The organism is Candidatus Kapaibacterium thiocyanatum, from assembly GCA_001899175.1.
Lineage (GTDB): Bacteria > Bacteroidota > Ignavibacteria > Kapaibacteriales > Kapaibacteriaceae > Kapaibacterium > Kapaibacterium thiocyanatum.
On record MKVH01000013.1, the window covers coordinates 276,610 to 291,142 of the forward strand.

Sequence of the window (14,533 nt, forward strand, 5' to 3'; positions counted from 1 at the left end):
CAACCCCTTCATGGCAATCGTCGTGAAGGGGTTCGCCGTTCATGGACCGAATACGGGACGCGACATCGTCGTCTTCCTTCAGACGCCAGTGCACATATCTCCCCGAGCTGTCCGGCAAGGCACGCTCCTCTCCGGCGATTCTCCGGTGGAGAACGTCGACGGCTTCTTCTCCATTCATAGCGATGGTGAGCGTATCGCCCTTGCCCAATCTACCTGTCCCATACTTCGACCAGGAATCCGGCCGTATCGTCTTCGACGACCACTATCGATAACGCCGATATGAATCCGGCGACGACACCTGTAACGCTATGCCCGACCGCATGCATCCGCTGCGAGTTCCGCCAGGTGGGTACGTGTAAGGGGCTTCGAAATGAAGCGAAGCACGAAGGGATAATTCCCTGCGCGTGATATGTCGATAGGATCGATGGTCGAAGACAGGATGACGACCTTCGGAGCGGCCGCCAGTTCACTGCTCAACGGATCGAACGCTTCGAGGAATTCCCAGCCGTTCATCACCGGCATGTTCAGATCGAGGAAGATGAGATCCGGCATCGTCCGGCCCGTACACGTGATCTGTGACACCAGATCGAGAGCCTGCTTGCCGTCCGGTGCTGCCAGCACCGTCCCCGAAAAGTTGGTACGCTCCATCAGCAGCTTCAGCAGGAAGACCGTTGTGGAATCGTCATCGACGATAAGTACCGATTGATAATTCATCGCACTACTCCTGATGTTCTTTCAGTCGAATATGGAACGTCGTCCCCCTGCCGACGACACTCGTAACGGAAATCGATCCCCCCATCGCCTCTATCTGAGACTTGACGATATACAGACCCAGGCCGCGTCCTTCCGATCCACTGTGGAACCGTTGATACATCCCGAACAGTCGGTCACCGTGACGCTCCAGGTCTATACCCAGTCCATTGTCGGCAACATCTATGAACACATTGCCCTGCATACGGTTCGCGCTGATTGTGACGATCGGATTCCGGTCCGGATGCGCATACTGGATCGAATTCGTGATCAGATGCTGCAGGATACTGACCACATGACTCCGAACATAACGCAGTCCGGGTTGTAAATCAACATTACGGCTGACGACCATCACCTTCCTCTCCAGAATGAGGTTCTCGATGGCCGACGTGACGTCGGTCAGGGCAAGGTTGAAATCGAACACTTCGACGTTCATGTCGCGGGTGTTCTTGACCATGAGCATGCGCACCAGCTCCTGGATCGTCCTGTCGAGTCCGGTCGCCGACTCGGAGACGCGGGCGAGGATTTCGCTGTTCGTACGCGGATCCTTCCCTTCCACGTCGAAGAGATCGATGAGGCCGAGCAGGTTGGCCACCGGCCCCCTCATGTTGTGGGAAGCGATGAAGGAGAACTGCCGGAGATCGGTATTGGCCGTCATCAGTTCGTCGACGAGCGAGCGCAGCTCCGACTCGCTTCTGCGCCGGACGGTCGTGTCCCGCTGTATCGATATCAGGTGGGTGTTCTGGCCCTTGACGTCCATGATCGGGAAGATGACGAGGTTGACCCAGAACTCGCTCCCGTCTTTCCGGTAGTTGACGATTTCCGCATCGACGGCTTCGTGCCGCTCGATGGAGTGACGGATACGGTCGAGTTCCGCTCTGTCCGTCTTCGGTCCCTGCAACAGTCTCGGCGAACGCCCGACGACCTCGTTGCGATCGTATCCCGTGACTTCCGTAAAAGCCTTGTTGACATAGATGATCCTCGGACCCGGCTCGTCGACGGGCTCGGCCTCGGTGATCATGATGGCGTCCTTGGAATTCGTCACGACGGATTCCAGTAATCGTGAATGGCGTTCGATATCCCTGCTTTCCGTGATATCTATCGCCACGACGAGCCTCGCGTCCTTGCCGAACAGTCTGATGTCGTGCGAGATGATCTTGACGTCGATGATTCCCCTGTCCCTCGTACGATGACGCCATTCGCTGCTTCTGTGCCGGCCTCCCGTGCCGGCGTTGCGGACGTGGTACATCCGCACTTCGGCGACATCCTCAGGAAGATGGAGGTCGAAGATGGCGGAGGAGAGGAACCAGTCCAGCGAATATCCGTAGCCGTCGATTGCCGCGGCATTGACCATGAGGAAGTGGCCCGTATGTACGTCGTAGGCCCACATCGGAAGCGGATTGCTCTCGAACAGTGCACGGTAGCGTTGTTCGGAGTCCTCTACCAGCAGGCGTTGTCTGCCACGCTCGATGCTGTACTGTACGGACTTCTCGAGATGCGTTCCGTCGAACTCGCCCTTGTAGAGATAGTCCTGGGCTCCGAGCCGAACGGCTTCGAGAGCCAGGGCGTCATCCTGCTGTCCGCTCAGTACGACGCAGGGAATGGACGGGAAGGTCGCCGTCAGCGAAACCACGGCCGCAGTGCCATGGGCATCGGGCAGTGTGAGGTCGAGCAGGACGACGTCCCATGGCATGCTCCGCAACACGGTGAATGCATCGCCCAGGGTGCGTACGCTACGTACCATCGATTCGCGAAGACGACTCCTTCCGATCAGTTCCCGCGTGTAGAGGTCGTCACCGGGATTGTCTTCGACGATCAGTATGTGTAACTGGTCGGCCATGATTTCCTATCTGTTCTCACCGATTGTAATCGCTCTCGTCACCCCGTCCTCCGTCACTGTTTCGCGATCGTGAAGAAGAACGTACTGCCGACTCCCGGTCGCGAATCGACCCATATGCGACCTCCGTGTCGTTCGACGATCTTCTTGCAGATGGCCAGGCCTATACCCGTTCCCGAATAGTCGTCCCTGCTGTGCAGACGCTGGAAGATCACGAAGATCCGCTCGAAGAATCGCGGTTCGATGCCGATGCCGTTGTCGGCGATGGAAAACTCCCATGCCGTCGGCGTCTCCATCGCTTCGATCGTCACCATGAGCGGGTCGGGACCATGATACTTGAGCGCATTCCCGAGGAGGTTCTGCCATACCTGCCGTATCTGCATAGGATATCCCTGGATGACGGGCATCGCGCCGATGGAAACGGTGGCCTGCAGCTCGCCGATGGTGAGACCGTAGAGTGTCCGGAGATCGGCGAGGAGTTCGCCGACGTCGACATCCGACAGAGGCTCGGTATGCGTACCGATCCGCGAGAACTCGAGCAGGTCCTTGATCAGTTGCTGCATGCGGTCGGCCCCGTCGATGGCGAAGCCCACGTACTGCCTGGCCGTCTCGTCGAAATCCTGTCCGTAGGTCGTATCCAGGAGATGGATGAAGCTGCGGACCATCCGCAGCGGCTCGATCAGATCGTGCGAGGCCAGGTAGGCGAAGTGCTCGAGCTCGGCATTGGAATCCGCGAGTTCCTGGGCGCGTATGGCCAGCGACTGGTTGAGTTCGAGGAGGCGACGTTCGTAGTCCTTGCGTTCCGATACGTCCTGCATCGCACCGATCATGCGTACGGGTATGCCGTCGGCACCCCGAATGACGTAGCCACGGTCGTAGACGTCGAGGTATCTGCCGTCGGCGGCACGATAACGGTACTCGTCTTCCCAGGTCGTTGCGTGTACGTCGCCGATGATGCGTTCGATGGCATGATGGACCCTGCCGACGTCATCGGGATGGATCCGGGCATACCACTGGTCGATCGTCGGAACGTCGTTCAGGGTATCGTATCCGAAGATCGTCGTGAATCCCTTGCTCCAGTAGAGAAGGTCGGTCGCGAAATCCCAGTCCCATATGGCATCGTTCGTCGCGGCCGACACCAGTTCGTAGCGCTCGTTGCTCGTGCGCAGTTCCTTTTCGATGCGCTTCCTGTCCGTGATGTCCTGCATCGCACCGATCATACGGAAGGCATGACCGGCGCCGTCACGCAGCACATAGCCGCAGTCCGAGACGACGGCGAAGGTTCCGTCCTTTCGACGGTACCTGTATTCGTCTTCCCACTTCACGTCGCGCCCGGAATCAAGTACGAAGCGCAGGCCGTCGAGCACACGATCGCGATCCTCTTCGTGGATACGATCCGACCATTTCGTAACGCTCGATACCTTCTGTTCCGAATCGTAGCCGAAGAGCGATTCGAATCCGAATCCCATGAGGACGGAATCCCCCACGAGATCCCAGTCCCATATGGCATCGTTCGTGGCCATGGTCACGACCTGGAAGCGTCTGTTCGACGCCCGCAATTCGTCTTCCTTGCGATGCCTGTCCGTGATGTCGCGGAAGTAGACCGACAGTTCGTTCTCCGACGGATAGATGGCGATCTCGAACCATCGATCGAGCTCATGATGATACTCTTCGAAACGCACGGTCCGCCCCGTCTCCAGGGCCTTTGAGAGCTGACGCTGGAACATGCGCATATCCGGGCCCGACAACCGTTCCAGAATGCTGCAGCCGACCATGTCCTCGCGCCTGCGGAGCAGCAGTCGTTCCGCTTCGTGATTCCAGTACGTGATCTTCCACGACCTATCGACGGCGATGAAGCCGTCACCGATGCTCTCGAGGATGTTCAGGAGCTGCTGCGCGGACTCGCGGATGGTGCGGGCGGCATGGCGCCATTCCGTGACGTCCTTGGCTACGGCGAAGAATACCCGTTCGTCCTCGTCGTAGCGGAGCGTCCATGAATGCCAGCGTTCCCTTCCGCCGACCTGGAACGACAACCGTGCTTCGAAGGAGCACGTCCCCGTTTTCATCACCATCGTCCAGAATGCCGTACCCTCTGCAGGGCGATCCTCGGCATGGAGGACGTCGAAGAACGGCAGGTCACCGATCTTCCCATAGGCAGGTCCCGTGAACAGCTCGGGGCGGTTCGTACGGAGAATCGTTCCATCCTCGCTCAGGATGCCGAACGTATCGGGACTCAGGTCGAAGAACTTGTCGAGCAGTTCCGACGACCTCTTGCGTTCGAGCTCGGAACCGAGATGACTGCACAACCGCGTCAGCAGTGCCACCATGCGATCGTTGCGTTCGATGACGTAGCGCGAGAACAGCACGAGTACCGCAACGACCGTTCCGTGATGATAGATGGGAATACTGACGCCCGTCTTCAGATCCGATTCGAGGGCGGCCGGACGCCGCGTTTCATGCACGGCCGACGGTACGTCGGCGATCCATTGCGTCCGGCCATCGGCGTACGTACGTCCGGGAATACCGACGCCCTTCGGGATGCGTCCTTCCATTCCGAGACGACAGAACCGTGCCAGCGCAGGATCGTCGGGATGATAGCAGGCATGGTACTGAAGATTCTTCCTGGCATAGTCGTCGATGAACAGCTCGGCCGTATCCCAGTTGCTGAAGGCGATGAGACGTTCGAGGATGCGTACGATACCATGTTCGAGGGACGTCGACGACGATATCGACAACGTGATCAGTTTCTGGATTTCGTCTTCGGTTTCGATGCCGAGTTTCTCCGTCATGTCCCGTGCGACGCAGAACAGCGTATTGTCCTCGCCCGACCAGTAGACGTTCCACGAAAGCGGCACCGTGGATCCGTTCGCATGGATGCATCTGTTGTCGAACGTCATCATGACCTCGCCGGCCATGATGGAAGACAATGCCGCGACGGTGTTCCCGATATCGTCGGGATGGACGATGGCGAGATAGTCCATACCGATCGCTTCGTCCGGTTCCTTTCCCAGTATCCGACGACAGGCCGCATTCATCGTCGTGCATCGCCATGCGGCATCGAAGGTGCAGATGATGTCCTGCGACAGTTCCATGATCTTCCGCCGTTCGGCCAATGCCGACTCGAGCATCCGCTGCTGTGCGAGCTTGACGGATACGTCGCGGGAATTGGCGACGATACCGCGGATCGTCGGTTCGCTTCTCTGGTCCGTCAGGATCGTCTCCACCCAGTGCCATTCGCCGTCGGCAGCCATGTACCGGTACGGTGTCAGTTCGACGCGTCGATCCGGCGTCACGCTACGGAGTCCATGCATGACGCGACCATGGTCGTCGGGATGGATGAAGGCGAAGAGATTCTTCCCCGTCAACGCACCCGGGTCCAGTCCAAGGACGTGTGCGTGCGTGGGGCCGACGTAGAGATAACCACCGACGTCGTCCAGGATGCTGATGAGATCGTCGCCGGTCTGCACGAGCGAGCGCAGGCGACGTTCGTTCGTCGCCAGATGTTCTTCGTATTCCTTGCGCTGCGTGGCATCACGATAGGTCAGGATGACTGCCTGGACGTCGGGCACGTCCAGCATGTTGTGGAGTACGGCATCGAGCCATACGATTCGTCCGTTGCGATGAACGAACCGGAGTGTCAGATGCTCCACTCCCGACTCTTCCTTCATGACGCTGTCGAAGGCCGACATCATCCGTTCGCGGTCGTCGGCATGGATGCGGTCGTAGCGGAAGGGACCGACGAGGTCCGCTTCCCGGAAGCCCAGATGGCGTTCGCTGGACGGGCTGACGCTCGCGACGACGCCCATGCCGTCGATCACCATCATACCATCCGAGCTCTGTTCGATCAGCCTGCAATACTGCCGCTGACTCGCGCGCAGGTGCTCGGTATGGATAAAGGCATCCGTCGTATCCCTGGACGTGACGACGACATAGCGTTCCGATGAACCCGGATCCGTGACGGATCGACATTCGACGCGATGATATGCGGTGTTACCATGGCCATCGTCGTGCATCAGCACCACGTCGGTCGAGGTGCCCTCATGGGCACGCTGGATGGCATCGACGACGATCGGCCGATGTTCAACGGGAATATGGTGTTCGAATGGAGCATCCTCGACCAGCATCGTCCTGTTCATGAGCAGGAGCTGGTTCAATGCGGCTGCGTTCCAGACCTTGATCCTGTTCCGGCCGTCGAGTAAGGTCATCCCGACGTCGGAGGAATCAAGCAGAATCTGTTTCAACATAGCTCATTGTCCATGAGCGGGCACGGTCAAGACAACCAGACCGGTGCTTCGTCCTGTGCCCTCGTAATAGCCTGCCAGATCGTGCCGAACGCCTTTGCTGCGGTATCGCCCGTAGCGGATATCGTCCGCTCTCCCTCCCTCGCTATGCCCGCGATGGAGGAAGCCGCCTTGTCGGCCATTTCCCGACGATACAACTCTACGGCAAGCACTACTGGTCCGTTGACTGTGTACGGCAGAAAAGGTTCACGACGATGCTGCAGCACTGCCCTGGCAGCGGCATCCTCGATCAGTGGAGCTGTATAGGATGGCGGACGACAGATCGCCGCCGTGGGACCAAGCGTCCGCTTGGTGGAAACGAACGGACACCGAGCGTGCCACTCACCGATCTCCTTCTCCAGATCGCTGTTGCCGACGATGAGGCCGACGCCGACGCCGAAGGAACCGAGAATGGCCGCATCCACTTCGGCTTCGCCGACGACACGTCCGTTCAGAAACATGTTGCATATCGTACTGCCTACGAAGGTGTGGGCCAGCAGCCCGCCCTCCGTACCCGCCCTGGTATGGAAGCCTACCATCATGCCGAGATCGAAGGTTCCGTCAATGCCCTCACACTGACAGAGAGGCTTGTTCGCCGACCTCGCCGGTCCCATCACCAGTTGTGCCGAATGATGCAGTTCGTCCAGCAGGACGTTCCGCATGATGCCGTGACCATCACCGACGATGATATCCGACGACGGCTCGGCACGGAGGATTCCACGGATCACCGCATTGACGTCACCAGTGAGCCAGCGTTGCGCCGCAGCGTAGCCACGTCCTTCCGGCATCAGTTGATCCGGATGGACAACGCCCGTTGCTCCCTCCATGTCGACGACGATGAAGACCTTCATTGCACTGCTTCCTGATGAACGGGAATGTCGATCATGACGGGCATCGTACGCAGCTCGACCGCTTCGAGCAGGGAGGCATCGACGACGCCCTCCGATGCGATGCCGAGCAGGACGCGATACCGACGCTTGAGCAGGGTCGACGGTCCCTCGAACCGCACACGGACGTAGTTGGACGTCCACCCGCTCCATGTCGACGTCGTATGATCGAACGCTTCGGGGACGACGTACTGTACCGTATGCTCGAACCGTCGCTGGAATTCGTCGCGACGTCGATCCGAGAGCGCCCGCAATCTCGCCGTCCGTGCACGACGCAGACGCATCGGTACGGGGTCGGGCAGCGATGCCGCAGGCGTATGTTCGCGCTCACTGTAGGTGAAGACGTGGAGATACGTGAACGGCAGGCTTGCGATGAAGTCGCAGGATTCCTCGAACAGGGCATCCGTCTCACCGGGGAATCCCACGATGACGTCGACGCCGATGGCGGCGTGCGGCATCGACGCGACGATCCTGTTCACCACATCGCGATACATGTCCGGATTGTACCGCCGGCGCATGGCGCGCAGCAGGTCGGCCGAACCATGCTGGAGAGGAAGGTGGAAGTGATGGCAGAAGACCGACGACGATGCGACGAGATCGATGTGTTCCTGGCGGACGGTATTCGGTTCGATGGACGAGATGCGTATGCGGAAGGATGGAGATCGTGCATCGACGGCCTTCATCACGTCGATCAACCGCTCCCCCGTCACCGAGCGGTACTCACCGAGGTTGATGCCGGTAAGGACCACTTCGGAATATCCGGTCCGTTCGAGATCGGCCATCTCGTGCATGACCTTGTCGTAGTCCATGCTGCGGCTATGGCCACGAGCGAGAGGGATCGTACAGAAGGTACACGAATAGTCGCAGCCGTCCTGGAGTTTGACGAAGGCACGCGTACGCGAATCGCTGTCGCTCGATCGTGCAGGAACGAAGGCGAGGTCATCCGTCAGTTCCGAAACGTAGATACGCGGAGAAACGGTAGTGCGCAGTTCGTCGATCCGGTCGGGTATCGACGTCTTTTCCGCCGCACCGAAGATTCCCTTCACGCCGTCGATCGATGCGATCTCTTCGGGCTGCAACTGCGCATAGCATCCGGTGACGGCGACCACGGCATCGGGTGACGTGCGCAATCCCCTTCTGATGATCTTCCTGCACTCCGTATCGGCCTGTTCCGTTACCGTGCACGTATTGACGACGATGACGTCCGTGGCTTCTCCGAACGGGACGATGGCATAGCCCAGACGTTCGAAACGTTCCTTCAGATCGGCCGATTCAGCATAGTTCAGCTTGCATCCAAGAGTGTGGATGCTTGCCCGTAGTTGATGCTGTTGTGCTGAGATCGACATACTGCAAAACTACGGATAGGATCACTTCGAAAACCGTGTATCTTCTGTCCGTCGATGAAAATATACGGTCGCACGCAGATCGTCATGCAGTTCGCTCAACAAGGTTATGGAAGTCATCATGAAAGACGATGTACGCTCGTCGACCGCGCATGTGATCGTGACGGTGACGGAAGAAATGACGGCACGTCTCGATGGCAGGGAGATCCATCCTGTATACTCGACGTTCTGGCTCGCCTATCATGCAGAAGTCGCTGCACGCCGTGCAATAGAACCGTACTTCGACGAAGGAGAGAATGCCGTTGGAGGCGCCCTTGCACTCGAACATCGGGCCATGGCTCCCGTCGGTGCCGTCGTCGACGTCGAAGCACGCGTCGTGAACGTGGAAGGCAATCGCATCGTATGCGCGATCACCGCCATAAACGAGAATACCCTCCTTGCGGAGGGTACTCAGGTTCAAATCGTCATGAGATCGGAAGCGCTTCGGAAGAAGGTCGATGAAGCGTATCGGCGTCTTACATCTTCGTGAAGACGAAGGTCGTCTTGCGCTGACCGCTGCCGACTTGCGCAGGTGCCGTATTGGCAGGTTGCGTCTTCGTGTTGCCGAAGCCCTGTACACGGCTGGGGTGTACGCCGCGGCGTACAAGTACATCGCGGATGGCCTGGGCACGACGGTGTGCAGTGGCATTATCCTCTGTGCTGTTGACTGCATCTGCCGAACCGAGAATTTCCAGCGACAGGTCGTTACGTTGGATCAGCACCGTGGCCACGGAGTCGAGCAGCGGTACGTCTGCAGGGCTAACGTTGTTAGCATCAGCGAAATTGAGGTCCACATTCACGACGAGAGCCTGATCGGCGGCACTCTGGGGTGCGATCTGCACATGTTCCTTGGGCATGAGGGCCATGACTTCGCTTGCACGGACGGTGCTCATACCGGCGCTTGCGAACGACGTGACGGCTGTCTGGATTTCTTCCTGGCGGCGTTCTGCCTTCGTATCGACGGAAACGACGTACGTGTGGCGGAGCGAGTTGTAGATACCGAGGAAGACGCGATCGAAGTCACCGACATCATGGAGACGATGTACGCGGCCACCCGTGGCGTTGGCGAGCTTGACGAGGGGTTCGTCGTTGTTCACGCCATACGTGACGCTGAATACCTGTGCGTTGGCAGCCAGTGCGTCCTTCACCACGTCATCCAGACCGGCACTCGACGAATTGTCTTCGCCGTCCGTGAAGACGATGACGACACGCTTGCTGTTGGGGATGCTCGAGATCTGGGCGATACCTTCACGCGTTGCATCGTAGATCGCCGTGCCGTCGCTGCGAAGGTTCAGACCGTTCGTCTTGAACTTGCCGAGATACTCCTCACGGCTCTTCGTGACGGGTACTTCCGTCGTGACGCGTCCCGTGAACTTCACGACCGACGCGTAGTCGTTCTCGTTGAACGTCGTCAGCGCCTGCTGGATGGCACGCTGCATGCGCAGTGCGCGGGGAACCGTCATGGAGGGGCTATGATCGAGGACGAAGGCGACGGCGAACGATTCGTTCATCGCCTTGCGCTCTTCGCGGATCGTCAGCTGGTCGGGCGACGACGGCAGTGCGAGACCGCTGGCGACGAAGTCCTTCCACAGGAGGCGTGCATCGATGCCCGACGAGATGTAGGGCGGTGCATATCCACCGATCGTACGGCCTTGTGCGTCCGTGAGAACCACTTCGACTTCCGTCTTTTCGGGAAGGATACGCTTGTCGACGATCTGGAACTTCGCCTGACCGTTGTTCAGCATAGCGCGAACGGGCTCGAGAGCCTGGCCACCAGAGAACAGTGCATGCATCGAACCGGAACCGGAACCTGCAGCGTGGGCGCTAAGTGCGGCACCACAGAGCATGAGGCAGGTCGTCAGCATCGAGAAGGTCTTGCGCGGGCCCATATCGGACTCCTGTATACCAAGTTGTAAGCGGAAATACGTACGTCTAACACCCGCAAACATACGTACGTAATTTCGCTTAGTCAAGAACTACTTACGTATATGTACGTAAAGAGTCCTTCACATAGACCGGAAATACAGCATAAGTCATTCATTCACAATGACTTGAGGAAATGTCACATTCGCGAAAAAAAAATCTATTTCAGGATTTCACCCGTGATAGCCGACCAGAACAGGAGGTCGAGCTCGTCCATCGGGATACCGATGCGGTCGGAAAAGCGGCGGAATTCCCCTTCCACCCCGAGATATCGCTTCCTGGTCGAGACGTTGGGAATCTCCATATACAGACCACAGTCGACAAGGTTCCTGAGCAGATGACGATCGATGATGGCGAGGTCGCGTCGGCCGATGTTGCGGAGAAAGTGCGAGGCTTCCTTCAGACCGTAACCGTCGATGCGTTCGACGAGCGTGTCCCTGAGCACACTGCTGTCCGGTGTGGAACGGATCAGGTCCAGCAGGCTCCCCCATTCTTCTCTCAGCCGCAGCAGGCGTCCGGACTTCGTCGTATGGAAACGTATATAGTGTTCTGCGGACCGGAGCAGTGGTGAAGGGTCGCCGCCGCGCTCCAGGAACCGCGCCTCTTCGAGGCGCATAACGACGACGTTGGCCGACGCGGCCTTCGACTGCGGAGTGCAGACGCAGAAACAGGCTTCGTAGAAGTATCGCTCCGAAGGAACGGAGGCGAAGTCCTGCAGTCGTCGGCGTATGGCCTGTCGACGCTCGTCGTACAGAGCCTGGAGATGATCGGGAAGCCTGTCCGGTCTGCGACCCACTAGACGAGTCCCCTGCGCTTGCGCATGAACCATTCCAGCGCGAAGCAGAGAATGGCTCCGGCGAGCAGCCAGGGCAGATGCCACAGTACGACTTCACGTTCCGACGTCTGCGTCGTCGCCTTCATGGATCCGAGTTTGCGAAGAATGTCACGAACCTTCCCTGCTTCGGCGGAATGCAGGTAGCGTCCCCCCGAACGCTCGGCCAGCAGCTTCAGCAGTTCCCTGTTCTGGTGCGTCGCCGCATCCTCGATGCTGACGTCTCCGACGCTGAACCGTCCGTTATCGGTACCGAGGGACTGGCCGTTCAACGTCGCGGTGCCTTCATATGAATAGTCCCCTGCAGGCAGGATGCCGACCGTCGTCATGTAGCGTCCGTTGGACCGCGGTGCGAGAACGAGCGTACGATCGAGTCCGGCACCTCTCAGACGCACCTTGACGTCGGCGCCATCGACGGCAGCATACGACGCGTCGAGCACGTTCCCGGTGATCTCCACCGTTTCACCCGAGGCATAGAAGGACCGTGTGGGACGTATGCGGACGCGCTTGCCCTGGTCCTTGACCGACAACCACCGGATGCTGTTGCCGACGAAGAGCGACAGGACGTCGACGGCTTCCTCACCGCGTGCGCGGGCAGGGCCGGTGCCGAGCAACCGCCATCTGTAGAGGCCATAGCCCATCACGGCCAGGCTTCGTGTACGATCCGTCTCCCGTTTGATCACGAGGGGATCCTGCATCGGCACATTGTTGAAGCGGACGGTCGAGAGCACGACGCTGCCCGGTGCAGGCCGCACGAAGGTTTCCGTCCGATAGATCGGCGGCAGGTCGTTCCACAACTCCGCATCCCGTTCCGTACCCGTCAGCTTCAGGATGGGATCGCTCGTCGATCCGCGGGCGACGTCCGGACTCACCAGGAATTCCTGGTTCCTGGACGACTGCACCCTGAATGGCAGGACGTCCTCGAGCGGTCCGATCTTCGAATAGTCCACTCCCTGCGACGGAATGAAGAGCAGCGACACGCCCTTGCCGCAAGCGGCGCCGATCATCGACAGGATAGCCTGCGGCGTGGAGGAGACCGGGAATCCGATCAGGATGCAGGCCTCGGCATCGTCGAGCACGGTGGGCTGCGGCATTCCTTCGTAGAAGTCAGCTCCCTGACGCTGGATGAAGGTCTTGATCTCGACGGTTGGATCCTCGGACAAGGCATTGCGAAAGAAGGAGACGTCGGCGCTCGGAGCACCGGCAAACAGGACGATACGGCGCTTGTTCCTGACGATCCGCACGAATTCCTGCGCACGGTTGTTCTTCGTCGTGAACTCGCCGGGCAGCGCGTCGACGTCGACGCCCAACTTCCGTATTCCGTCGCTCTTCGGCGTATAGGTGAACGTCACGCTCGCCCGGTGATGGCCGCTCCGTACCGGAACCTTCTGTCGTGCGACTTCCGCGCCGTTATCGTACAGGACTGCCGTCGCCTCTCCATCCGGAAGGTTCTCCGTCGTCACTTCCACCGTCACCGGTAGAGGCTGTCCCACGAAGCCGACGGAATTCGTCAGCAGGCTCTGCACCGCCAGATCCTTCGGGGGCACCGTATCGCCGATACCGATGGCGATGACGGGAAGACCCGAACGTTCCGCGACGTAGACGGGACCGTCTCCGACGTTGTCGTTACCATCGCTGATCAGGACGATCGCTCCGTAATGACGTTCTTCGGAACGGTTGGAGACGCTGCGCAGCGCCCCGCCGATGTCCGTACGATGTCCGGTGAAGTGCAGCGTATCGGCTGCAGTGCGGGCCATCGGCTCGCCGATGGCGGCGTCGAAGGCCAGGATATCGATCTCGGCTTCGGCACCGTCCGCAACGGCTCCGAGCGCGGTCTTCACCTGGACAGCCCGATCCCCTGCCTTATCCTTCATTCCATCCGAGCTGGACTTGTCCACCAGCAGGGCGATGCGCGGTGTGACGTCATCGGATCGGATGAACCGGATCAGGGGCTCGAACAGCGTCACGATCAGCAGTGCCAGTGCGAGCGTGCGAAGTCCTGTCAGCACGACCCTCATCGGCGAGTCCAGTTCGGGTACGGTACGGCGATAGCTCACCCATGCCAGCAGTGCCGCGATGACGACCGCCAGCAGGTAGATCCAGACCGAACCATTCGTGAATGCGAAGCTGAACGTATCCATGCCGTCCGATGATAAGAGCAGAACAAGACGCGAAGATGCGGCAAGTCGTGTTCATGGCAAGACACGGGACTGCCCTGTGAATAACTTTGACGACTTCCGCTTGGATAAAAGCGCATCCTTCCCGATCTTTGTTTCTCACTTCGGGGCGTGGCTCAGCCCGGTAGAGCACCTCGTTCGGGACGAGGGGGTCGGAGGTTCAAATCCTCTCGCCCCGACGCAGTGAACGAAACCCGTTCGATCTCAGGATCGAACGGGTTTTTTCGTTGGGGACGTCGTTCGGTGACACGGAAGTATGTGGCCGCCATCGCGGCCAGCATTCATCGAAGGAAACGGTCGGTCTGATCATCCCCCCATCTAGTTGACAGTGGCTGGATCTCATTTCCGATATTACGGAGGAGGTCACCATGACAAACCCGAAACGCAGACAACGGTACGATGAAGCATTCAAACGCGAGGCAGTAGCCCTCGTGATAGAACAGAAGCTGCCCTATACGCGAGCAG

The 14,533-nt window shown here is 59.1% G+C and carries 9 protein-coding genes and 1 tRNA gene; 2 read left to right on the top strand and 8 right to left on the bottom strand.

Features of this window, described 5'->3' with window-relative positions:
* Positions 1-306 precede the first annotated feature (306 nt).
* The 5 genes from BGO89_03065 to BGO89_03085 are packed head-to-tail and all read right to left on the bottom strand — an operon-like array spanning position 307 to position 9,100.
* On the bottom strand, positions 307-714 hold the full coding sequence (locus tag BGO89_03065; protein ID OJX59410.1) for a hypothetical protein: 408 nt from the start codon (positions 712-714) through the stop codon (positions 307-309).
* A 4-nt stretch (positions 715-718) separates the two neighbouring features.
* Positions 719-2,590 (bottom strand): hypothetical protein, encoded by a 1,872-nt coding sequence (locus BGO89_03070; protein ID OJX59411.1) that lies wholly within the window; start codon positions 2,588-2,590, stop codon positions 719-721.
* 53 nt (positions 2,591-2,643) lie between these two features.
* Positions 2,644-6,831 (bottom strand): hypothetical protein, encoded by a 4,188-nt coding sequence (locus BGO89_03075; protein OJX59412.1) that lies wholly within the window; start codon positions 6,829-6,831, stop codon positions 2,644-2,646.
* 26 nt (positions 6,832-6,857) lie between these two features.
* Positions 6,858-7,718, bottom strand: a complete 861-nt coding sequence (locus tag BGO89_03080; GenBank protein OJX59413.1) for a hypothetical protein — start codon at positions 7,716-7,718, stop codon at positions 6,858-6,860.
* Positions 7,715-9,100 carry a tRNA (N(6)-L-threonylcarbamoyladenosine(37)-C(2))-methylthiotransferase MtaB gene (locus BGO89_03085; GenBank protein ID OJX59414.1) on the bottom strand — a complete coding sequence of 462 codons (1,386 nt, stop codon included), beginning with the start codon at positions 9,098-9,100 and terminating at the stop codon, positions 7,715-7,717. The genes BGO89_03080 and BGO89_03085 overlap by 4 nt, the downstream gene beginning before the upstream one ends.
* A gap of 106 nt (positions 9,101-9,206) precedes the next feature.
* Here BGO89_03085 and BGO89_03090 point away from each other — a divergent pair, with 106 nt between their 5' ends.
* Positions 9,207-9,626 carry a hypothetical protein gene (locus BGO89_03090; protein ID OJX59415.1) on the top strand — a complete coding sequence of 140 codons (420 nt, stop codon included), beginning with the start codon at positions 9,207-9,209 and terminating at the stop codon, positions 9,624-9,626.
* On the opposite strand, the gene BGO89_03095 is transcribed toward BGO89_03090, so the two are convergent.
* The 3 genes from BGO89_03095 to BGO89_03105 form a co-directional block, all read right to left on the bottom strand.
* Positions 9,613-11,025, bottom strand: a complete 1,413-nt coding sequence (locus tag BGO89_03095) for a hypothetical protein (GenBank protein OJX59416.1) — start codon at positions 11,023-11,025, stop codon at positions 9,613-9,615. The genes BGO89_03090 and BGO89_03095 overlap by 14 nt on opposite strands.
* 194 nt (positions 11,026-11,219) lie before the next feature.
* Complete coding sequence (locus tag BGO89_03100; protein OJX59417.1) at positions 11,220-11,855, bottom strand: hypothetical protein; 636 nt, start codon at positions 11,853-11,855, stop codon at positions 11,220-11,222.
* Positions 11,855-14,032, bottom strand: coding sequence for a hypothetical protein (locus tag BGO89_03105; GenBank protein OJX59418.1), 2,178 nt, complete (start codon positions 14,030-14,032; stop codon positions 11,855-11,857). Before BGO89_03105 ends, BGO89_03100 begins: the two co-directional genes overlap by 1 nt.
* A 141-nt stretch (positions 14,033-14,173) precedes the next feature.
* Between BGO89_03105 and BGO89_03110 the strand changes: the two genes are divergently transcribed.
* Positions 14,174-14,247, top strand: a tRNA-Pro gene (locus BGO89_03110).
* Positions 14,248-14,533: the final 286 nt, after the last annotated feature.